The 21,748-nt window shown below is 45.9% G+C and carries 19 protein-coding genes; 10 read left to right on the top strand and 9 right to left on the bottom strand.

Going from position 1 to position 21,748, the window contains the following annotated elements; genetic code table 11:
* Positions 1 to 62: 62 nt before the first annotated feature.
* Genes E5358_RS04640 through E5358_RS04660 form a run of 5 tightly spaced genes read right to left on the bottom strand, consistent with a single transcriptional unit; the run spans position 63 to position 3,369 of the window.
* Positions 63 to 887 carry a hypothetical protein gene (locus tag E5358_RS04640; RefSeq protein ID WP_123486084.1) on the bottom strand — a complete coding sequence of 275 codons (825 nt, stop codon included), beginning with the start codon at positions 885 to 887 and terminating at the stop codon, positions 63 to 65.
* Positions 874 to 1,653, bottom strand: a complete 780-nt coding sequence (locus tag E5358_RS04645; protein WP_135939107.1) for a hypothetical protein — start codon at positions 1,651 to 1,653, stop codon at positions 874 to 876. Before E5358_RS04645 ends, E5358_RS04640 begins: the two co-directional genes overlap by 14 nt.
* A complete protein-coding gene (locus E5358_RS04650; protein WP_123486086.1) occupies positions 1,650 to 1,967 on the bottom strand; it encodes a DUF3408 domain-containing protein in 318 nt (105 codons plus the stop codon). The genes E5358_RS04645 and E5358_RS04650 overlap by 4 nt, the downstream gene beginning before the upstream one ends.
* 17 nt (positions 1,968 to 1,984) lie before the next feature.
* Positions 1,985 to 2,464 carry a DUF3408 domain-containing protein gene (locus E5358_RS04655; RefSeq protein ID WP_123486087.1) on the bottom strand — a complete coding sequence of 160 codons (480 nt, stop codon included), beginning with the start codon at positions 2,462 to 2,464 and terminating at the stop codon, positions 1,985 to 1,987.
* 5 nt (positions 2,465 to 2,469) lie between these two features.
* Positions 2,470 to 3,369, bottom strand: coding sequence for a ParA family protein (locus E5358_RS04660; RefSeq protein WP_135939108.1), 900 nt, complete (start codon positions 3,367 to 3,369; stop codon positions 2,470 to 2,472).
* A 937-nt stretch (positions 3,370 to 4,306) separates the two neighbouring features.
* Here E5358_RS04660 and E5358_RS04665 point away from each other — a divergent pair.
* From E5358_RS04665 to mobC, 3 genes are read left to right on the top strand one after another with little or no spacing between them, the layout of a single operon-like run.
* Positions 4,307 to 4,735: a plasmid mobilization protein gene (locus tag E5358_RS04665; RefSeq protein ID WP_135939109.1), complete on the top strand. Its 429-nt coding sequence runs from the start codon at positions 4,307 to 4,309 to the stop codon at positions 4,733 to 4,735.
* Positions 4,714 to 6,060, top strand: a complete 1,347-nt coding sequence (gene mobB / locus E5358_RS04670) for a conjugal transfer protein MobB (RefSeq protein WP_135939110.1) — start codon at positions 4,714 to 4,716, stop codon at positions 6,058 to 6,060. The genes E5358_RS04665 and mobB overlap by 22 nt, the downstream gene beginning before the upstream one ends.
* A 26-nt stretch (positions 6,061 to 6,086) precedes the next feature.
* Positions 6,087 to 8,087, top strand: coding sequence for a conjugal transfer protein MobC (gene mobC / locus E5358_RS04675; RefSeq protein ID WP_135939111.1), 2,001 nt, complete (start codon positions 6,087 to 6,089; stop codon positions 8,085 to 8,087).
* Positions 8,088 to 8,158: 71 nt separating this feature from the next.
* Here the strand turns inward: mobC and E5358_RS04680 are convergent, their stop codons facing one another.
* Positions 8,159 to 8,461 (bottom strand): hypothetical protein, encoded by a 303-nt coding sequence (locus tag E5358_RS04680; RefSeq protein ID WP_123486091.1) that lies wholly within the window; start codon positions 8,459 to 8,461, stop codon positions 8,159 to 8,161.
* 30 nt (positions 8,462 to 8,491) lie between these two features.
* Positions 8,492 to 9,118 (bottom strand): RteC domain-containing protein, encoded by a 627-nt coding sequence (locus E5358_RS04685; protein ID WP_123486092.1) that lies wholly within the window; start codon positions 9,116 to 9,118, stop codon positions 8,492 to 8,494.
* A gap of 172 nt (positions 9,119 to 9,290) precedes the next feature.
* Between E5358_RS04685 and E5358_RS04690 the strand changes: the two genes are divergently transcribed.
* Positions 9,291 to 10,760, top strand: a complete 1,470-nt coding sequence (locus E5358_RS04690) for a sigma 54-interacting transcriptional regulator (RefSeq protein ID WP_123486093.1) — start codon at positions 9,291 to 9,293, stop codon at positions 10,758 to 10,760.
* A 276-nt stretch (positions 10,761 to 11,036) separates the two neighbouring features.
* Here E5358_RS04690 and E5358_RS04695 read toward each other — a convergent pair whose 3' ends face one another.
* Together E5358_RS04695 and E5358_RS04700 are read right to left on the bottom strand one after the other, a co-directional pair.
* A complete protein-coding gene (locus E5358_RS04695; protein ID WP_135939112.1) occupies positions 11,037 to 11,960 on the bottom strand; it encodes a metallophosphoesterase in 924 nt (307 codons plus the stop codon).
* A gap of 12 nt (positions 11,961 to 11,972) precedes the next feature.
* Positions 11,973 to 14,723: a TonB-dependent receptor gene (locus E5358_RS04700; protein WP_135939113.1), complete on the bottom strand. Its 2,751-nt coding sequence runs from the start codon at positions 14,721 to 14,723 to the stop codon at positions 11,973 to 11,975.
* Positions 14,724 to 14,889: 166 nt separating this feature from the next.
* On the opposite strand from E5358_RS04700, the gene E5358_RS04705 reads away from it, so the two are divergent.
* From E5358_RS04705 to E5358_RS04730, 6 genes are all read left to right on the top strand, one after another.
* Positions 14,890 to 15,585: a response regulator transcription factor gene (locus tag E5358_RS04705; protein ID WP_135939114.1), complete on the top strand. Its 696-nt coding sequence runs from the start codon at positions 14,890 to 14,892 to the stop codon at positions 15,583 to 15,585.
* Positions 15,569 to 17,017, top strand: a complete 1,449-nt coding sequence (locus E5358_RS04710; RefSeq protein ID WP_135939115.1) for a sensor histidine kinase — start codon at positions 15,569 to 15,571, stop codon at positions 17,015 to 17,017. The genes E5358_RS04705 and E5358_RS04710 overlap by 17 nt, the downstream gene beginning before the upstream one ends.
* Complete coding sequence (locus tag E5358_RS04715) at positions 17,014 to 17,460, top strand: methylglyoxal synthase (protein ID WP_123486096.1); 447 nt, start codon at positions 17,014 to 17,016, stop codon at positions 17,458 to 17,460. Before E5358_RS04710 ends, E5358_RS04715 begins: the two co-directional genes overlap by 4 nt.
* Positions 17,461 to 17,564: 104 nt before the next feature.
* Positions 17,565 to 19,847 carry an inorganic phosphate transporter gene (locus E5358_RS04720; protein ID WP_123486097.1) on the top strand — a complete coding sequence of 761 codons (2,283 nt, stop codon included), beginning with the start codon at positions 17,565 to 17,567 and terminating at the stop codon, positions 19,845 to 19,847.
* Positions 19,848 to 20,148: 301 nt separating this feature from the next.
* The gene (locus tag E5358_RS04725) at positions 20,149 to 20,712 is read left to right on the top strand and encodes a hypothetical protein (RefSeq protein ID WP_135939116.1); all 564 of its coding nucleotides are present in this window, start codon (positions 20,149 to 20,151) and stop codon (positions 20,710 to 20,712) included.
* Positions 20,709 to 21,719, top strand: a complete 1,011-nt coding sequence (locus E5358_RS04730) for a porin (RefSeq protein ID WP_135939117.1) — start codon at positions 20,709 to 20,711, stop codon at positions 21,717 to 21,719. Before E5358_RS04725 ends, E5358_RS04730 begins: the two co-directional genes overlap by 4 nt.
* Positions 21,720 to 21,748 lie beyond the last annotated feature (29 nt).

Below are 21,748 nucleotides of genomic sequence, written 5' to 3' on the forward strand. Positions count from 1 at the left end.
GCCCTTTCGGACGTGGAATTTAGTGGAGTCTCAGAGAGACATGGATTCAGTGAATGGAGGAATTATCCTACGAACTCATCGAGATCGAAATCATCGGAATTCAATTTGTTGAAATCATATCCTGATTGTTTTGCCCTCTCTTCCGATTCAGTCTTTAGCTGGGTTGTCTGCTTATCCGATTCAGTTGGTGTAACTTTTTTTTTCTCGTTATTAGAATCGGCTTTGGAAGAAATGGGTTTCATTGATAATTCCGCTCGAAGAGCGAGTGTAAGACAGAGTTCTATCCGACGGTCTATTTCCTCGTTGGTCGTTATCGCGTCGAAGAGTTTCGTCACAGTAAAAGGCTCAATAACCTTACCGGCCTCGGCCAGCTCTTCCTCTGATGATTTATTATCCATAGCTACATCCATAGCTTTTTCCAATTCATCCATAGAAGTTCCGGTTGCAACAGGCTCTGAAGGAGGCGTGTCATCAATGTTTCGCAAATCAGTGCTGAAAGCGTCATCGGTTTCATCCGAGTTCAGAGCCTTGAATTTTCTTGGGACAAACTCTTCATCGGGTTCGGAGTCATCTTCAAAGCCGTCTTCAAATTTGACATCCGAAATCCTGACATCGCCAATAGCCTGCCTCAGTATTGTCGGAAGTTCTTTCCGAACATCGGAAATGACTTCCGATGAAATTTGAGCCATAAACTCGTCTACATTGAATTTGCTGGGTGCCACCACGTGAATGTTGTCGGATGCCGCTTCTTCTTTTGGAGGCAACTCCTCAGTCTTTTCTTCACTTGGCTTTTGAGATACAGGCTTGATGACGCCGGTCAAGAACAGCAGACAGAAAATCGCAGTCAGCAGAAATCCGCCACAGAAGAATATTTCAATACCGGTCATATCCTCTGAGCATTTTTTCAGTTCCCCGTTCAGTCAAAATGTTTATTTCCTCTGAATGGGAATTGAGGTGGTCATTGAGGATATTGAATGCGACAGCACTTATCGAAAGCGGCTCGATGTTCTGGCTACCGCTGGCATTGGCATACGCCAGTGACTGAATGGTATCCCACAACTGAGGGGGAATTGAAATGCGCTTGACACCGATATTGTTGAGGCAGATACCGGGCCGCTTAAGGAATTTCTCGGAGTAATCCTCTACCTTGTCGTTACTCACTTTCTTGACCGTTTCTTCAATCTTGCCCTCATCCAATGCCGCTTGGAATGCTTCATCCAAATCCTGAAAGCCAATTGGTTTGCTTTGTCCATCAGACATTCTGGCAAGGTAATCGTCTAGATTAAACGGCACGGGGTCTTGATTCTCGCATTGAGCCAAATCGTCAACCGGCTCCAAAAACTCAATATCCGAATAATCCTTTTTAACATTGCATTTCACACATTCCTTGATTGTCTGTTGGATTTCATACATGACAACCTTCTGAAAATCGGGAAGAATCTTGTCATTAAAATCAGCAAGACGCTCAGATATACATGACAGAATCCTCTTTACGTCGCCATAAGTAAATTGTTCTTTTACCTCCGCCATATCTTTTGCCGTTTTCTTACTCCACACCCGACATCTGTCGAGTACAAGGAAGATAAGAAATAGAAGTATCGGCATTATCAAGAGCGAGCCATAGAATATGTAAGCGTATATCGAGGGACTCATACCAGAACAGTTTTTGCGCCACGATCAGTCAGTTCATTGATGACATCGCGATTTGCCACGAGGTGGGTAATCAGGATATTTGTCACGAAAGCACCGATTGTAAGATCGGGATTGCCGAAAAGCGATACCGTCTTCGCCAGTTTGTCGACCAGTTCCCTCGGTACGAAGATGCCTTTTCTTGATCCTACGGTATAGGGGGCGAGATATTTGGCGCGATAGGCGGCAATATCTTTGTCTATGGGTTGGCCGGATTCGACCTCTTGGGCGACTTTTACACCACAGGCGTTCAAGTCGCAGAATCTTGGATTGTTCATGTTCTTTTTGGGGGAATTTAGCGGTTGTTTAGTTTGGTGTTCTTGTTGAGAAGGCCGGTTATTTCGGCTTCATGCAGGTCAAAATGTTCCTTCAGCATATTGTTGATTATGCCTCCGATTGTCACATTATTCCCATGCAAAGCCCGAAGTATCGTGATCAGTGAATGATATTCCACATCAATCGGTACTTGTTTTCCCGACCTCCCGAAACCTATATCTACATTGTCGACAAGAAAGGTTTCTACGTAATCAGCCTCCTTGTCGTTCAAAGGCGAGATTACAGTCGGTTTGTTTCTTCGTCGGCTTCCTCGTCTGCCACCGGAAGTTCTCTCTTCGACAGCGGAGGCACTCGTGTCGGCTGATGTCTCCTCCGGAGTGTCGACCTGGGGAGTCGCGCTTTGCGGCTCCCTCTTGCCGCCAATACTCGGAGAGAGATTGTCCTCGTACTCATCGAGGAACTTCTGGGGATCAAATTTTGACTTTTCATCTTTGGGCATAGATTTCAGACTTTGATTACTTCACGAATTTCCTTAATCAGCTCAGGGAGATTGCTGTCTTTGAGCAGCCGTCTGTCCGGCGGGAGCAAAGTGGAGCGGAAAATTGTCGGCGACGCACCGGCTATGACTCCGTCCTTGAAATACTTGGTCGCATAAGTCATGACAGTTTTCAGAGACGACAGTTGGAACTCCGACAGGTAGTTGTCAATCAGCTCGCAGATTTTCGTCTTCTGCCTTCCGGGGACTCTGTTCCAGACAAGTTTCATGTCTTTGATAGAGGTGTCACCGGAGTCGATCATCCGTTCCTTGACATTGACCGCAAAGCGTAGAGAACTTTTCAAGTCACCGGTATCCGGGGAGATGGGAACCAGCAGGTAGTGCATAGACGATATGAGATTTACAATCTCAAGGTCATTGATTGTTCCCGTGATGTCAAAGAGCACAACCTTGATTTCCGGATTCTGTCTTACATATTCTTCCGCGTCATCAACAGCAGCTCCCGGAGTTGAATAGATTATCTTGTAAGGCCGTTTGTTGAATTTCGTGTAGAATTTAGTGAATGTTTTGTTGATTGCAGGATTCTCCTTGGTAACGCGTTTATCGTTATCCCTGTAATCCTTTTGAGTGTGCTGACGAGGGTCACAGTCCATGACAAGCACGTCCACCCCGTCAAGGTAATAGAGGTAGCTTGCCGCGAGTGCCGTCAGCGTCGATTTGCCAGAGCCTCCCTTCTGGGAAGCAAAGGCGACGAATACGGTGTCGCTCATTTGAAGAATTTGAGGGTAAATAAAATGATGATTTGCAGGGCCGATGCCATTGGGTGTCTTCGGTCTCAGATTACCGACAGACAGGCTCATCACCGTCACGAGTGGGTCGGAGAATGTGACTTTGGAATGATGTAGCAAAAATAATCGCTTTCAATTCAATATATCCGAGAATTTCAGAACCGCTATACCATACACCAAAAATGCGGCTCATTTGATCTCATCAAGTATTTGATTTACTTGCGCTGTTCGCTTGATGGGCGTTTGTTAGGGAAACATAGCCGTTTGCGAAAAAGTTTATAATTTGATTCAGATTGTCATCCATAGCCAAAAGTAGTTCATGAGCGGTCATTTGAACGACTTTTCATTCATACGATTGAATGTTTGAATTATCAGTAATTCGATTGATTGACCGATAATCCGTCTGAACGTCTGAACAACTGAACGTCTGAACAACTGAACGTCTGAACAACTGAACGCTTGAACGTCTGAACCTTTGTTCAACTGAACGTCTGAACACTTGAACTGATGAACGGCAGAACATTCAACTGTATGTTCATTCGTAAAGTCAGACAGACATTCAGTCTTGCGAACACGGTTTTGAAACATTGTCTGTCTGAGAAAAGTTTAATTTTCATTCTCGATTTTCATCCATAGCCAAAAATAGTTCATGTCCGTGCATGTCAGCATTTTGCAGTGAACAATTTTCTGGGTATGCAGTTATTACTTTCACAAAGGAGATGCTCCCTTCGGGGCTTAAATAAAGCTTTTCAGATCTTCAATTACAACGCTCCATATCCAATTCAGTCATGGGTCGGACTGATTTCATTGTGAAAATCTTTCATTAAAGATGTGTTTTCGGAGACCGGAGTATTGTAATTATTCCCACAACGATTTTTCTATCGAACAGGATGCACAAACGTGCATTGCAAGGTATGGTTTACGCTGCATGAAACTCATTTTGCAGCATAAACCGCCTTGCCATTGCATGGGGCTTGCGATTACTCCAAAGTCGTAATCGCCGAAGGTCTCCCTGCGGGGCAGTATCTCTATTTACCCACTAAATTCCATCCAATTTATGAAACAAGTGAACTACCGTGGAGGGCGGCACAAGAAGGCCGACCCCTCCACAGCATTCCGTTGTTCGGTAAACTTTACCGCATCGGAACAGGCGAGATTACTCGAAATGCAGGAAAAAACCGGCATCGCATCTCTCTCGGCATTCATAAAAATGCAGCTCTTTGGAAAAACTTTCAAGGTACATTATATTGATGACAACAGCCGTATCTTCATCAGCAACCTTTCCGATTTCAATAATCAGTATCGTCAGATTGTGAACGATTACGACCTATTGGTGCAGACATTGAAAGAGAATTTCACCGAAAAGAAAGCCTTGAAATGCCTTTATGCACTGGAGCAGGAGACTATCAAACTGGTAAAGCTAAACCGTGAGATTGTCGCTCTCGCCAAAGACTTCGACGAGCAATGGTTGCAAAAATCTCAGTAGGAAATTCTCTTTACGGGAGTCTGGTATATAACGGCGAGAAAATCAACAAGGAGAAGGGCAAGGTGCTTGCCACTAATAAAATCTACAATGACGGCAGCGGCACCATCAACATCCACCGCGCTTTTGAAGACTTCAAGATGTGGATGCCTCAATCCACCAAAGCGGAGAAACCGATGATGCACATATCCTTGAATCCGCATCCAGACGACCGTCTTAGTGATGCCGAATATGCTCAATTGGCACACGAGTATATGGAAAAGATGGGCTTTGCAGATATGCCATATCTCATCGTCAAGCACGAAGACATTGATCGCCACCACATTCACATTGTTGCTCTTAGGGTACGACCGGACGGCACGGCAATATCTACCAAGAACAACTTTTACAAGAGTAAGGAGATAACCCGCGAACTTGAAAAGAAGTATGGTCTTCATTCTGCCGAACGTCAGAAGGTTACGCCGGATATGCCAATCAACAAGGTTGATCCGAATGGAGATGTCAAGCGTCAGGTGGCTATGGCTGTAAAGCTGGTCGGGATGCGCTATAAGTTCCAGACATTAGGCGAATACAATGCTGTCCTCTCCTTATATAATATAAGGTGTGAGGAAGCCGACGGCCGATATAACGGTCGTGAGTATCATGGTCTGGTCTATTTCGCAATGGACGATGACGGCAAAACTATCTCAACTCCGCTGAAGGCTTCACGACTTGGTAAGTTTGCCGGTCGTGAGGCTGTTGACCAGCGTTATCAGAATGCCAAAGAGAAGATAGATGTCAGACCCACGAAAAGAAAAGTCGCAGCGGTCATGGCGCAGTCATCCGGCAAGGACGATTTCATTGCCCGTCTGAAAACGGAGAATATAGACCTTGTGCTTCGATACACCGATGATGGCCGGATATATGGGGCCACCTATATCGACCACAATACCCGGACAGTTCTCAACGGCTCCCGTCTCGGCAAGGAGTTTTCTGCCAACGCCCTTGAAAAGTGGTTCAATAATCCGGCTGAGAAACCGATTGTCCAGACGCATAGTAACACTAAGGACAACGGAACGGCTCCTGACAATAGTCAGCATCAGTATCAGCATCAGGGTGGAGACAGCCAATCCGACGGCACAGCATCCGACAATCAATCCAACCGGCACGGGCATACTGCACAATCAACATCCGCTCAAAGCCAATCCCACGGATATGATGACACTTCCATGTTCGAGGGGCTGGGCGGTTTGTTCTCTGTCGGCCCGGCTTTCGATGCACAGGAAGAAGCCTTCTATCGCGAGATGCAACGGCGTAAGAAGAAAAAACGTCGTGGTCCGAAACTCTAATTCTAAATTTCTAAATCAAAACAAGTATGTCACAACAAGAAGATGACCTGCGGTCGCTTGCCAAAATCATGGATATGCTTCGTGGCGTAGCCATGATACTTGTGGTCGCTAATATCTATTGGTTCTGCCAGTCGCTTATAGGCGGCTGGCGGTTCCACGCCGAGACAATGAAGGTGCTCGGCAATCTCAATGAGGCCGGCGGACTGTTCAACAATCCGTGGAACGCCAAATGGTGGGCGCTACTTTTTCTTGCCCTTTCGTGCTTCGGCACGAAGGGTGTCAAGAATGAGAAAATCCAATGGCGCCAAATCTGGATTATCCTGTCGGTTGGTGTCTCTCTGTTCTTCCTCAATTGGTGGATGCTCTATATCCCTTTGACGGTTCTCTATATTATTACTACAGTGGCAGGTTTTATCTGTCTCTTGTTGGGAGGTGTATGGATAAGCCGTTTGTTGAAGAACAATATGATGGACGACCGCTTCAACGAGGAAAATGAATCGTTCATGCAGGAGACCGAGAAGAAGACAAATGAATATTCCATCAACCTCCCCACAAAATTCTTTTACAAAAAGAAGTGGAACAGAGGCTGGATTAACGTCGTAAACCCATTCAGGGCTACAATAGTGCTTGGCACCCCCGGCTCCGGCAAGTCATACGCGGTAGTCAATAACTTCATCAAGCAGCAGATTGAGAAGGGGTTCAGCTTGTACGTCTATGATTACAAAAGTCCTGATTTAACGATGATTGCATACAATCACATGTTGAACAACATGGATAAATATGGCCAATACCCGCCTCGGTTCTGCTTCATCAACTTCGATGACCCTGAACACTCTCACCGCTGCAATCCTATTCATCCCGATTTCATGACGGATATTGCCGACGCTTACGAGTCGGCATATACCATCATGATGAACTTGAACCGCACGTGGCTGCAAAAGCAGGGAGACTTCTTCGTCGAGTCGCCAATCGTCCTGTTCGCCGCTATCATCTGGTATTTGAAGCGATTTGAGAATGGTAAATATTGCACGTTCCCTCATGCGATAGAATTTCTTTGCCGGCCATACGAACAGATATTCCCGATTCTGACAAGCTATCCGGAACTGGAAAACTATCTTTCGCCATTCATCGACGCATGGCAGGGCAACGCGCAGGAACAGCTTCAGGGACAGATAGCATCGGCAAAGATTCCTCTTACCCGCATGATTTCGCCGCAGTTATACTGGATTATGACCGGGGATGATTTCACTCTCGACATCAACGATCCGAAAGAGCCGAAGATACTGTGTGTCGGCAATAATCCCGACCGTCAGAATATTTACGGGGCGGCTCTCGGTCTGTATAACAGCCGAATTGTCAAACTCATCAACAAGAAGGGAATGTTGAAGTCTGGAGTGATAATTGACGAATTACCAACTATTTACTTCAAGGGACTCGACAATCTCATAGCAACGGCACGAAGCAATAAGGTTGCCGTCTGCCTCGGCTTTCAAGATTTCTCACAGCTCAAACGCGACTATGGCGACAAGGAGGCGGCGGTGGTGATGAATACTGTCGGAAACATCTTCTCCGGACAGGTCGTTGGCGAAACCGCCAAGACACTTTCCGAAAGGTTCGGCAAGGTGTTGCAGAAGCGTCAGTCCATGAGCATCAACCGCAATGATGTGAGCCACTCGTTCAACACCCAGATGGACAGTCTGATTCCGCAGAGCAAAATCTCGACACTGACACAGGGTATGTTTGTAGGCTCCGTGTCCGATAATATCGACCAGCGTATTGACCAGAAAATCTTTCATGCCGAGATAGTGGTGGACTCCGAGAAAGTCAAGGCGGATGAAGCAAGATACCGGCCGATTCCGATTCTTACAGACTTCAAGGATGACACAGAGGACAAATCAAAAATGAAATTTGTGATTCAGAAGAATTACGAGCAGGTTAAGAAAGATGTCCGCGACCTTGTAGAACGAGAAATAGAACGCATCAAGGAAGATCCGGTTCTATGTAGATTGCTCCCCAAAGGTATATAAACAGCAATCCCGACTCATTCAGTTACTGAATGGGCCGGGATTATCATTTCATTGCGCTTTCACATAGTGATTTATGCGCTCAGGCTTTCATATTCTTCATATTGGTCGTATTCATCGAAGTCGTCATATTCGTCGAAATCATCTTCGATATATTCGATGTCGTCCTCCTCGTCATCCGGGTCGAAACCCTCGTAGTGACCGGTGGAGGTGATTGATTTGAACACTTCATCTTCGGGGCTGTCTGTGGTGACAGCGTCTGCGAAGATTCTTACGAGTTCTTCCTGCGGAATCTCTTCATTGAAGCATCCGTCTTCTTTCAGAGCGTGATACAGTTCGGCAAACTGTGCTCTGTTAAATTGTATAGATTCTTTCATACTGGGAATTTCGGATTTAGTGGATGGACATCAGGCTCTATCGTCTTCATTGTCAAGTCTGCGCTGCACGTCTTCTTCGACGCCCTTTTTGAGGCCGTCAAGAAATTCCGTAACGCTCTTGCTTGAATCCTTTGATTTGAGCGATGATATTATGTTGTTGACGTAGTGGACTGTTACATCGAGGTTGAGTGCTGCCGCCATGTTGCGTACCAGCTCTGAGAACGAATCATCGTCCATGATGCAGCCGCCTACCTTTATGGCATGGCACAGGTGGGCGAAGTGTGATTTGGGTTTGCGCCAGCGGAGGGTGCTTTTGATGTCCGGCACACCGGTTTCAGGGGTGAATCCGGTCATGGCAGAGAGCGACTGGAGCTTTCGCGACACATAACTGTGTGCGGTATTGAAGGCTGATGCCAACGCCTCGTTGACCTGATTGAGCATCATACGGCTCTTGATTTCCGATAACTGGATGTCGGCGATAGTAAGCAGTTCCAGCGCGTAGTTGTGCATGGGTGAGCCTGTTGCTGTGACCTCATGGATGGTTATGATGAGGTCTGTGAGTTGTGCAGGAAGCTCTGCTGAGAAAAGGCCCTGACGCAGATTCTTAAATACTTCAAGATTTGTCAGGTGGAACAGATCCAAACGTCTTGTTTCCATAAACAAATAGTTTTTTGTGGTTTCGAGGCATTCAACCGTGAATGCAGAATCATAACAAGCTGAATAGTCAATTTTGTTCGTTGTCGTCTATTAGTCAATGCGTTGAATTGCTGTGTTTTATGTAGTTGAGTGTATTCAGAATGTATTTTGAACTGTCTTTCTACATTCAAAAATGTCTAAAGTGTTTTCAACCAAAAGAACTTTATCTGCTGATAGAATGTTTCTTAATGTGTATTTGAGATTTCAAGACTTCATTTTCTCCCCCAAAATTGGATATATCGAAGAAAAAATGAAAAAACGACCGAAAAAGATGCCTTTATCCGAATGGAAGGTGCTCCTTTTTGCCTCAAAGGATGCGCCACTCGCGCTGCTGCTGGACTCAATCCCGGCAATGAGGTCACGTGTTACCATAACCCATGACTTCAAAAAAGCAATAGCGGAGATTAACGGCGGCAACTATACTCACGTTATGTCTGATGTCACTCAACAAGACCCGGTCGCCAGAAGAATCATGACGTGGGTTCATATAAACCATTCCGAGATCGAAACCTGTTTTCTTGGAGTAAATGGTCATCCAAGTGGGGAGATTGATATATGGGAACTCTCTAACGGTAAGATTTTCACTCACTCAATAACTGGAGTGGACCCGCTGACCGAGCCGTTGAGTGTCCTGTATTCCGAAGAAACGCCTCTGAAATGGCTCAGTCATGCAAAATGTGAGTGTCTGCAAGTCCGTGAAAGGCTGAATCCCCGAAAGAATAATGTGGTTTTGATAATGGGTGCCGGAGGAACCGGTAAGGCAGTCCTCGCGCAGATTGCCCATTTCAGTAGCCCGCGATGCGAAGGGTTGTTTGTATTTGCCAACTGTAGCTCAGACAGTAATATCCCCAATGATACTGTATGGACGGTGGAGTGTGAGAACCGATTCCGGAAAAGCGTCAGGCACATGTTCGACCAAGCCGACAAGGGCACCTTATATATTCATGACATTGACAAACTCGATCGGGTTGCTCAAAAAATTATGTATGAGGAAATCAATAAAGTTGTGGATGCTCCTGTCGCTGACAAGAATCCCCGTCTTATAATCTGCGCCACAAACAAATACCTTGAACACGAGGTAGGCAACGGAGACTTCTCCGCTGAGTTATACGCGCTTATCAGCGACTTTATCATCAACGTTCCTTCTTTAAGCCAGTTTAAGGAGGAATTGCCGATGCTGGCAGACAATCTATTGAGGGCATATTGCCTTACGGCAAAAATTTCAGAACGGAAATTCACTAAAGATGCACTGGAGACTATTCGCGCCCATGTGTGGGATGAGAATCTTCGAGGTCTTTATCAAGCTCTCAAACAAAGTTATATGATGGCTGACTCCATGTATATCAAGCCCTCTCACATGAACCTTACGCCACATCTTGACAGGAATGACTCGCTGATTGACCAGAGCCATAGCATCAAAACAGCTTTGCTGAATAACAAAGGGGTTGTTATAAGAGCCGCAAAAGAGCTTGGCATATCAAGAAGCCATTTGTATAATCTCATGACGTTATTAGAAATCACGCATGGATTTGGCTTGCCCCCTCTAAAGAAAAAACAACGACTGGAAATGAAAAAGAATAAAAACTCCGGAGAAAATAAATAGAAATCGCCGAGACCACGACCGCGCCTGGCGGCAGCTTCGCCACCTCGACTTTTGCCGCCTCCATCTTATCAACGGCAATCGGCTCGTATCCGGCTCGCGTGAGCAGGCCCGACATAAGCCGACGGTCGGATTCGGAGGCTTCTACAATGAGAATCTTGTTCATTGTTAGATAATTTTTGAATTATTAAAATACACAGTCAGATACGTTCCATGAAAGAGCATGAAACGTATCTGATTTTTTGTAGTTATTTGTCAGAATATCACATAAGTCATGTGTTATTTGGTGCGGTTTACTATATGGACCGTTTTGCCATCCTTATCAAGCATATTCAGTCTGAGATTATTTTTATCGGCGGTTAGGACTGAAAATCCGGGAGAATCATTGCAGAAAACAGTGCCATCAATTTTTTGCGGAGTCCTCGTGAGGGAGCTGGATGTATTGACCACATAGTCGATTTTTGAATCCGGGCGGCGGATGTGCTGGTAATTGTGGATATGGCCGCAGATATACATGTCCACATTGTGCTTCCGCAGAATTGTGTCAACTTTCTTCTGCATATCTGTTCGCTCAGATTCCGACTTGTCGGTATAGGCATAGATGGGATGATGACCGACCACAACGATCCAGTCTTCCGTCGCCTCTGTCAAAGTCTTTTCGAGCCATTGCAACTGGGCTTCGGTATCCTGATTCACAGCATCGGGATATGTGTCGGTCTTTTTCCTGTATTTGTCAATCAAAGGAGTGGTGTCGAGAAATACCACCTTGACAGTTGTCCCGTCATCTTCAAATGTTTTGGTGTAATATCTTGCAGGCATCTCCCAACGGCGGGATATGCCGGAATAGTCAATAACCGCCTGAGTGTTACCGCGATATTCATGGTTGCCGCAGACGGGATACCAGTTCACCATAAGCTCCGGGTGGTCGTAGATAAGCTCATAGTTGGTCATCCACAACGGGTCTGTCACACTTTCCACTCCGCCGTAGTGATGTGTGTCGCCAAGAGCAAGAATAGCATCGGGTCCTATTTGTTCTGCAATTCTGCCCATTGTCGCGGCAACAGGCTTCTGGTCATAGTGACCGTTGCGTCCGAGGTCTGACACTACCATCAGGTTCACATCGCCTTTGGCGATTTCAGTCTGGGCAATGGCTCCAAAAGAGGGGATGAGAGCCAAAGCCACGATAAGTAATTTACGAATCATTGTTTTGTATTTTTAGAATGTTACTTTTACACCGCCGTTGATTTTCACTCCGTAATATTCCTGCTGCATCGTGTAGTCCTTGCTACCTTGATAATAGCGCAGAGGCTGGTTGAGGAGATTATTGCAGTCGGCATATACTGTTATTTTTGTTTTACGCCCGAATGTGTAGCTGACGTTAAGGTCCAGATATTTCACGGCATCATAGTATCGGTCGTAGAACGAACTTGCGCCCATTTCGTCGATAAATGCCGAGGCATAGTTGAATGAGGCTCTTGCGGAGAAACCGCACTTGTCGAAATATAGCGAGAGATTGGCTGTATGCTCGGGAGAACCGGGCAAGCTAAGGCCCTTCTCGTTTTCACGACCCTCGAAGTTGAAGTCGGTAATGCGTGAGTGGGTATAGGTGTATGTAGCGTAAAGTCCGAGACACTTCATCGCCGGTGTGATGAAACTGAAATCGCGCTGCCATGCCATTTCCACTCCGAAAAGATTAGCGTTGCCACCGTTTTTAGGTTGTGTGAACTTAGTCCAGACAGTACCCTGATACTCCTTGTTATAAGCCACCTCATCAACGATGAATCCTTCTATTCTTTTATAGAAAATTCCGGCGGACACAAGTCCGATTGACTTCCAGTAATATTCAGCGTTGAGGTCGATATTGTGAGATGTCGTTGCTTTCAGACCGGGATTCCCGATCCTTATCTCATTGTCGCCACGTTTGATATTCATGCCGGGAACGAGTGCGGAATATTTTGGCCGGGATATGGACTGGTTATAACCGGCACGCAGCATGAAATCCTTGTTGATGTCCCATTTCAATAATAATGAGGGGAGGAAATTTATATAATTTGAGGTCTCAGGCTCGGTCTTGGAGACGCTGTTGGATTCATCATCGTAATTTCTGCCTATGTAACGCAGTGATGTGTTCTCGACACGCAGACCGCCCATAAAGTTAAGGTGGTCGGAAAGTCTGGAATCAATACGCACATAACCTGATGCCACATTCTCCCTCGCATGGAAATTGCCCGCAAGTTCCTCCGCAATCTGCTCTCGCTCAAACAAATTGGAATCGTCAAGATTGAGGGAGCCAAGAAATTTCTTGTCAACGAATGTGCCGGCCTGATATTTTGAGGAAGGCATGAATTTGTCGGTACTTTGGTCTGTGGTATGTGCAAGCGCATCTGCGTTAAATGCCTTTTTGTCAAGCGGAGTGTATTCGTAATAGTCTATCTCCTTATCTTTTGTCTTGTTCACGAACTTGAATCCGAACTTGATTTTTGAGCGTTCGCTAAGTCGGGCCTTGAAATCCAGTGCCGCCTTGAAGTCCTGCTCCACAATATCCTCCTGCTGCTGTGTAAGCTCTTTGAGCGAAAAGTCATCATTCAAGGTCATTGTATATCCTTCGTCGGGAGTGGCAAATGGCTCTCTCGGATTACTCAGGTCGAAGCTGAACCTCTGCGATTTGAGACGGTAGTCGATGTATCTCTCATTCGGGCGTTTCTCCGTAGCCCGTGCATATCCCAGTTTCCAGTCCATGCCAAGGATACCTAAACGGTTTTCACCTCCCAAAGTGAAATCCATTGTCCGTTGGCGTTCAAGACGGGCGTTTCGTTCGTCACCCGAACCTCCTTTTGTCTGGACACGCACATCGGCTTTCCCTTCGGGCGTAATGTCTTTGAGTGTTGTCCTGTAACGGTTTTCCCAATCATTGCGGTTGTTGAAAATACCCTTGAACCAGACCTTGTTGAAGTCATTGAACTTCCAGTCGAGCGACAATGAGTAGCTCTGTCGCTCTCGTGTGACATAATACTGCCTTATCTGATAGTCGTTGACATAGATTTTGCCGTCGTCATCCTTTTCCCATATAAATTCTGTATTATATGATCCGGCTGGCGCATTATTATAGGAGGCCGCAAGCATCACTCCGAAGCGGTCATTGAAGAAACGGTTACCGAGAGTGAGTCCGAAATTCATCTGCGCCTTACGGCTTATCCAGTTGTAGCCTGTTCCCGCTACGGCTCCGACAGTAAATCTGTGTGGCGAATTTTTCGTAACGAGGTTGATAGAACCGCCGATGGCATCGCCGTCCTGATCCGGCATAAGTGTCTTGCTGACCTCTATTGTCTGAATCATATCGGACGGTATAAGGTCAAGCTGAATATTGCGAATGTCTCCCTCGGCTGATGGCAGTCTTGACCCGTTGATTGTCACTGAACTGAACTCAGCCGGAGTGCCGCGTACCTGACCGAAGCGGGCCTCGCCCTGATCATACTGCACATTGATACCGCTTATACGTTTCAGAGCGTCTCCGATATTCGAGTCGGGGAATTTGCCAATCTGGTCGGCAGACACCACATTGGTTATATTGATATTATTCTTCTGGGCATTTATGGCTCTCTGCTGCCCGGAGAAAACGCCGGTCACTACAACTTCATTCAGATCCTGTGATGTATCCGACATTACAATGTCGTCAACCGTCGATTCTTCCGAAACCACGATTGTTTTACTGACCGGAAGAAAACCGATATACGTTACTTTCAGATTATGATTCCCGGATGAAAGGTTGGCAAACGAGAAAAAGCCGTCGAGATCCGTAACCGCCGACAGCTTGTTGCCGTCGATGATAACCACCGCTCCCGGCAGCGGGTTCTTCTCATTGTCAAGGATGCGGCCTTTAAGTTGTCCGTATTTCGGACTGTCAGCCGCCATAATGGTCAGACTTGAAGCAAGTGCGACCAAAAAAGTTGATATTACTTTTTTCATTGTGATTGTTTTTTTGTTTCTGATTCACGCTGCAAAATTCGCTAAATAATATTTCATGGGTTTATCAGATTTGTTTAGATTTTATGAAATAAATTGTGTCATTAAACTTTTATTAAACTTTTGAGCATTAGGACAGTATTTAACCGATTATTAGTAATTTTGCGGTATGGAAACAAAAAAGAAGATACTTGTTGTCGATGATGAGGAAGCCCTGTGTGACGGCCTTGGATTCAATCTTGAAGCGGAAGGCTATCAGGTCGACATGGCGTATAGCGCGGAGGAGGCTCTTGCCCTCAACCTTGCCGCCTATGACTTGATACTCCTCGATATTATGATGGGGGAAATATCCGGGACTCAACTGGCACGCATAATGAAGTCAAATCCGGCAACGGCCTCCATTCCCATCATATTCTGCACAGCAAAAGACACTGAGGAGGATATGATTTCGGGACTTGATCTCGGGGCTGACGACTATATAATGAAGCCTTATTCTCTTAAAGCTGTACTTGCCCGAATAAGGACTGTGCTTCGCCGTACGGCGGCTTCTGTCGCACTTGCCAAGGCTGATTCTGACCTTGTTTCATACAAGGGGCTGGTCCTGTCTGCAAAAAACAAGACCTGCACGGTTGACGGGACGGAGGTGAAAATGCCTAAAAAGGAGTTTGAGATACTGCTCAAACTAATCTCCAACCAGGGGCGGGTTTTCACCCGCGCGGATTTGCTTAACGAGATATGGCCTGACGAGGTTGTAGTGCTCGACAGGGTTGTAGATGTGAACATAACCCGTATCCGCCAGAAAATCGGCATCTACGGCAAGAATATTGTAACTCGCTCGGGGTACGGTTATGGGTTCATTGAATAAGCTCTCCTATCCGCAGCGGCTGTTCGTGTGGCTTCTTGGATATTCCTTGCTGATGGTAGGCTGCTTTGTCGTGTTTCAGTATCATAGGGAAAAGGAATTCAAAGCGGAAGAGATTGACAAGCAGCTCCAGCTTATCAATACATATATTCTTACAGAACTAAGAGAGGGACACTATGTCCCGGATATCAGACTCGACGATTTCAAACCGTTTGACGATATCCGTGTCAGCGTAATTTCCGACAAAGGACATATAATATATGACAACACACTTGATTCCCTGCCTAAAACCAACCACCTTGACCGTCAGGAAATACGGGATGCAATGCTGAATGGCTCCGGCTATGCTGTAAGACGGCACAGCGAGAGTACAGGCAACTATTATTTTTACTCGGCGAGAAAGAGCAATGACGGCAATATTGTCCGTACCGCAGTGCCGTATTCCATATCGTTCAGCGGACTATTGCAAGCAGATTACGGTTTTTTATGGATTATGGGGATTATTACATTGATTATGTGCATCCTGGGCTATTTCGCAACCCGGAGGGTAGGTCTCCACATAATCAGGCTTAACAAATTTGCCGAGAACGTGGAAAACGGGGCACAGATTTCCGATACAGAACCGTTTCCCCACGATGAGCTTGGCGAGATTTCAAACCACATAGTCCGTCTATATGCCCGTCTGCAACAGGCGGTGGCAGACAGGGACAGCGAGCATCGTGCCGCTCTTCATGAGCAGCTTGAAAAGGAACGCATCAAAAAGCAACTCACGAACAATATAAATCACGAACTGAAAACTCCCGTAGCGTCAATCAGGGTCAGCGTGGAAACGATGCTGGCACACAGGAATATGAGCGATGAAAAGCAAACGTTGTTCCTGCAACGCTGCCTTACGAACACGGAAAGGCTACAGCGGCTTCTGACCGATGTGTCACTCCTTACGCGCATGGATGACGGAAGCACCTCCATCATAAAGGAACAGGTCAATCTCACTGATATAATAAATGACGTGGTTGAGGACCGACAGATACTTGCCGCCACAAAAGGGATAACAATCGAGAATTTTGTTTCCCGCGACATCGTTATGGCCGGAAATTCGCCGTTGCTTGAAGCGGTGTTCAACAACCTTATCGACAACGCCATTGTTTATAGTGGAGGAACAAGGATAAAAATAGGATTAACCGGTTTGGATAGCGACAAGGTGACGTTAACATTGTCAGACAACGGTTGCGGTGTACCATCCGAACACCTTCCAAGGCTGTTTGAAAGGTTTTATCGCATCGACAAGGGTCGGTCGCGTGCGGCGGGAGGAACAGGACTCGGCCTTTCAATAGTGAAAAACGCCGTGATTATGCATGGTGGCGAGATTATCGCCGAAAATAAATGCTCTGGAGGATTATTATTCAAAATAACATTTTCAAGGAACTCAAAATGAAGACAAAACTGAAAATTGCGCTTGTCGCTCACGACCAACGCAAAGCCGATATGGTAGATTGGGTAAAATTCAACGCCCAATATCTTTCCCAACATGAGCTGGTATGTACCGGCACGACCGGAGGGCTTATAAAGAATGCTTTCTCAGAAGCAGGAATAGATGCTCAAGTCGAATGTATGAACTCGGGTCCGATGGGCGGTGATGCCGAAATAGCCGCAATGGTGGTAAGAAACGAGATTGACCTCGCTGTTTTCCTGATAGACGACCTTAATGCGCAGCCCCACGAGGCGGACATTCAGATGCTTTTGCGTCAATGTCGTCTCCACAACGTGCCGATTGCCTGCAACCGTATAAGTGCCGACCTGATGATTTCAAGCCGCCTGTGGGATGACCCCACATATAAACCCATCGAACAGAGCTATATACGGTTTGACCGCAATTAAACTCTCTGACTGTTCGGTAGTTTTAATAAATGGTTAAGGATTTTGAAATATTCATGAAATGTTTTCTTAGTTACTTTGCAGCAGAATAAGTAATTAAGACAACAATGGAAATACTGTTTCTTTGCGTAGTAATTTTTCTGTTTCTGCTGGCTGTGTTTGACCTGTCAGTAGGTGTGAGTAACGATGCTGTCAACTTCCTGAATTCGGCAATCGGGTCTAAGGCGGCATCATTCAAAAGAGTCCTGATTGTCGCTTCCATCGGTGTTTTTATCGGTGCGGCGATGAGCAACGGTATGATGGAGATTGCCCGGCACGGAATTTTCCGTCCCGAGCATTTTTCATTTTATGACCTTATCTGCATTTTCATGGCGGTAATGGTCACAGACATCATCCTTCTCGACATCTTCAACTCGCTGGGTATGCCGACATCGACAACCGTGTCAATGGTTTTCGAGCTTTTGGGTGCTACATTCGTTGTAGCTCTTATCAAAATGGCGGGAGGCATCGGTCTCGGTTTTGATGACTTGCTTAACACAGAGAAAGCCTTGTCGGTTATTCTCGGAATATTCCTGTCTGTTGCGATAGCCTTTTTCTTCGGTACGGTGGTGCAGTTCATATCCCGCATGGTGTTCTCGTTCAATTACCGGAGCAATCTGAAATGGAAGATAGGGATATTCGGCGGTATCTGCGCCACTGCGATTGTTTACTTCCTCCTGATTAAAGGGGCAAAGGATCTTTCTTTTATGACCCCTGAACTGAAAGCGTGGATAAAAAACAATACAGCGTTAATTATACTGTCCTGTTTCGCAGTTTTTACAGTGCTGATGCAACTGCTCCATATCTGCAAGGTCAATGTGCTGAAAGTGATTGTGCTGATGGGTACATTCTCGCTTGCCGTGGCATTTGCCGGAAATGACCTTGTGAACTTCATAGGTGTTCCCTTGAGCGGTCTGGCTTCATATCAGGATTTTATAGCCAACGGCGGCGGAGATTCCAAAGGCTTCCTTATGGATTCGCTCAACGGCCCGGCAAACACCCCGATATATTTCCTAATCGGTGCCGGTGTCATAATGGTGGTGTCACTTGCAACGTCAAAAAAAGCCCGGAATGTGACCAAGACTGAAATCGGACTCGGAAGCCAGCAGGGTGGCGATGAGATGTTCGGTTCATCCCGCATCGCCAGAAGATTGGTTAGATGGACTTTATCATTTCTATCTTGGGTGCGCCGTGTGACACCGATAAAAGTACGCCGTTGGTTCAACCGCCGTTTTAATGTGGATGAGACCATTATGGATCAAGGGGCGGCTTTCGACCTCATACGCGGCTCTGTAAATCTGGTACTTGCCGGCGCGCTTATTGCCTTCGGTACTTCACTAAAACTGCCCCTGTCAACTACTTTCGTCACATTCATGGTCGCTATGGGTACTTCTCTCGCTGACAGAGCATGGGGTCGTGAAAGTGCGGTATTCCGCATCACCGGTGTGATTTCAGTAATTGGTGGTTGGTTCCTGACTGCGGGAGCGGCGTTTATCGGTGCGGGAATGATTGTCGCTGCTATGCACTATGGCGGACAATGGGTTATGCTTCTGTTGGCGGCTCTGACGATATTCATAATTATCAACAGCAATCGGAGATTTAGAAAGAAGACTGAGGAAGACAATGGCGATGCACTGTTCCAGACCATAATATCCACTCAGGATAAAACGCAGACATGGCCGTTGCTTATGATGTATATCACGGAACAACAGGAGAAATTCATGACCTATGCCGAGGAAAAATACCGGGATATAACATCAGCTTTCATAACTGAAAGTTCCGGGGTGCTGAGCAAAACAGAGTCAAGCCTTGCACGTCAGAAAACGATACTTAAAAATGCTCGCCGCAAAGAGACTCTGTGCTTCCGTCACCTGACCCGAGAGATGTCGATAGAAAAAAGCACATGGTTCTATCTCAGTAATAACTGCTGCATGGGTATACTATATAACCTGCGACGCATCAACGAAGTGTGCAAGGAACACATCGACAATAACTTCCTCCCGTTGCCGCCCCGATATGCCACTGAATACGAGTTAATCAGAACCCAAATAAGCACTCTTTTCAACGATACTCTCGGACTTATGAGAAGTGGTGACACCGAGACAATAGGCAATCTTCGCCGACACTGCGACGAAATCAAGGATACCGTTTCCGATACATATCACCGTGTGCATGACCAGCTTCGCGACGGGGACACATCGGCAATGTCTGTTCTGTATGTATATGTCAATATGCTTCAGGAGACGCAGGAAATGGTATCGTCAATCCGTAAATACCTTCGTGCGTTTGCTAAACTGCGCGACTCGGAGTTCCGTACCCGCCCGGCAAAAATCGTGATGCCGACAGTATAAAGTCTAAGGTAAGAAAGATTGTTCCTAAGGTTGAGATGGAAGATTTATTCTTCCATCTTTTTTGTATTGCAATCGTCTGAGCGATTTAATATTTATCTAATATTTCCGATATAAACGTGAAATAAAAATGAGGTTACTTTGCAACAAAGAAAACTTATAAATCATGTGCATAACAGTTATCTCCATCATATCTCTGGCAGGAATCATTGTCATGTTGCAAAGACATATCAGCAGACGAAAAATAAAGGAAAGATTTTGTCTTGTCTCTTCTGGTCGGCCTGTTGGAAAGTCGTGTTTGATTATGACGATGCAGTCATGTGGCCCGATTATCGACAAAGCATTGGAATGTCTTTCAAGCAATGACAATATTGAGGTTTGTAAGAACCATCGAACAGGATCTCAGACCATTGATATAATCAGCGATAAAGTCCGGGATTGTTCGGCAGACACAGAAGGAAAGATCGGTAAGACCTCACTATATTGCGAATATATGCTTGAGGCCACTGACAAGATAGCCGAAACGACACGGCATCTTGTCACTTCCCCCGACAGTTATATCCCGATTTCATACAAATGCGAGATTGAGACAATCCGTGGAGGAATTGTCAGGCTATCTCGATTGGCTGACGGCATCCTCGGTGTTGATGACGATATAATAAAGATTGCCGGAGACACAGGTCTGGAGAAGGATTTTATAGAACACAGCATAGCCGTACATTCCAAAGGGATGACCCATGAAGACTTTGATGAAGGAGCACCCGCATATTCCTATCTTATGCTCCTGTATTATCTTCATTCCTTTGTCAGCTCCTTTTCACAGGCACTCAGAAACATCGAAACCAACAATAAATTAAAGACAGCATGAAACAAATTTTAATTATGACGGCGGTGTTGTCCGTAATTGCAATGTCTGCCGTGGCTCAGAATAAAAATCCATTCATTCCTGAAATACACGGAACAATCCGTGCCAAATATGAATATGAACCTCAGATAGACAAGGGACGCTTCGAGATACGCAATGCACGGCTGAGCGTGGAAGGCAAGGTGATTCCCATTGTGAGATACAAGGCAGAGATAGACCTTTCTGACGAGGGAACAATAAAGATGCTCGACGCATACGTGCGACTGCAACCAAAGGATGCGTTAAAATTCACCTTCGGTCAGATGAGAGTGCCGTTTACCATTGACGCTCATCGTTCACCACATCTACAGTATTTCGCCAACCGATCCTTCATAGCAAAGCAGGTCGGCAATGTGCGCGATGTCGGAGCATCAGCGTCATGGACGTTCAATGACCGTATGCCCATTACTCTTGAAGGGGGTATATTCAACGGCTCGGGACTTACAAATCAAAAAAAATTCTGGACCGACAACTATAATTTCTCGTTCAAGGCGAATACTATGATTGCCCGGCAATTCAATATAACACTCAGTTGCCAAAAGGCAAATGCCGGGGATGTGAACGTGATGATGTACGATGCAGGAGCCTATTGGCAAAATCAGAGATGGCACATTGAGGCTGAGTACCTCCGCAAGCATTATGCCCACGGCTCTTTCGCTCCTGTAAATGCTGTTGACGCATTTGCCGCATATCGACTTCCGTTGAAAAAGGGGCTGACGTCCATATCATTCCTCGGTAGATATGACTATATGTCAGACCATAGCAAAGGTACGAAAGATGAATCCGGCAATCTAAAAATAGATGATCCTGAAAGACACAGACTGACCGGTGGTGTTACATTCAGCATGGGAAAGAAATCATTGCAGGCGGATATTCGCTTCAACTATGAGCAATATTTTTACAACGAAGGTGTAACTCCGGCAATTTCAGAACAAAATAAGATAGTCTTGGAATTTGTAGCCCATTTTTGACAATAAAGTGCAAAAAACAAAACCGACAG

It is taken from the genome of Palleniella muris (assembly GCF_004792655.1).
Taxonomy (GTDB): Bacteria; Bacteroidota; Bacteroidia; order Bacteroidales; family Bacteroidaceae; genus Prevotella; species Prevotella muris_A.

Coding starts and splice junctions, on each gene's coding strand:
- mobB (WP_135939110.1), top strand. CDS start 4,714: ATGGTTGCAAAAATCTCAGTAGGAAATTCTCTTTACGGGAGTCTGGTA.
- E5358_RS04720 (WP_123486097.1), top strand. CDS start 17,565: ATGGAAATACTGTTTCTTTGCGTAGTAATTTTTCTGTTTCTGCTGGCT.
- E5358_RS04690 (WP_123486093.1), top strand. CDS start 9,291: ATGTCTAAAGTGTTTTCAACCAAAAGAACTTTATCTGCTGATAGAATG.
- E5358_RS04640 (WP_123486084.1), bottom strand. CDS start 887: ATGACCGGTATTGAAATATTCTTCTGTGGCGGATTTCTGCTGACTGCG.
- E5358_RS04710 (WP_135939115.1), top strand. CDS start 15,569: ATGGGTTCATTGAATAAGCTCTCCTATCCGCAGCGGCTGTTCGTGTGG.
- E5358_RS04665 (WP_135939109.1), top strand. CDS start 4,307: ATGAAACAAGTGAACTACCGTGGAGGGCGGCACAAGAAGGCCGACCCC.
- E5358_RS04650 (WP_123486086.1), bottom strand. CDS start 1,967: ATGAACAATCCAAGATTCTGCGACTTGAACGCCTGTGGTGTAAAAGTC.
- E5358_RS04695 (WP_135939112.1), bottom strand. CDS start 11,960: ATGATTCGTAAATTACTTATCGTGGCTTTGGCTCTCATCCCCTCTTTT.
- E5358_RS04685 (WP_123486092.1), bottom strand. CDS start 9,118: ATGGAAACAAGACGTTTGGATCTGTTCCACCTGACAAATCTTGAAGTA.
- E5358_RS04725 (WP_135939116.1), top strand. CDS start 20,149: ATGACGATGCAGTCATGTGGCCCGATTATCGACAAAGCATTGGAATGT.
- E5358_RS04715 (WP_123486096.1), top strand. CDS start 17,014: ATGAAGACAAAACTGAAAATTGCGCTTGTCGCTCACGACCAACGCAAA.
- E5358_RS04705 (WP_135939114.1), top strand. CDS start 14,890: ATGGAAACAAAAAAGAAGATACTTGTTGTCGATGATGAGGAAGCCCTG.
- E5358_RS04700 (WP_135939113.1), bottom strand. CDS start 14,723: ATGAAAAAAGTAATATCAACTTTTTTGGTCGCACTTGCTTCAAGTCTG.
- E5358_RS04680 (WP_123486091.1), bottom strand. CDS start 8,461: ATGAAAGAATCTATACAATTTAACAGAGCACAGTTTGCCGAACTGTAT.
- E5358_RS04655 (WP_123486087.1), bottom strand. CDS start 2,464: ATGCCCAAAGATGAAAAGTCAAAATTTGATCCCCAGAAGTTCCTCGAT.
- mobC (WP_135939111.1), top strand. CDS start 6,087: ATGTCACAACAAGAAGATGACCTGCGGTCGCTTGCCAAAATCATGGAT.
- E5358_RS04645 (WP_135939107.1), bottom strand. CDS start 1,653: ATGAGTCCCTCGATATACGCTTACATATTCTATGGCTCGCTCTTGATA.
- E5358_RS04730 (WP_135939117.1), top strand. CDS start 20,709: ATGAAACAAATTTTAATTATGACGGCGGTGTTGTCCGTAATTGCAATG.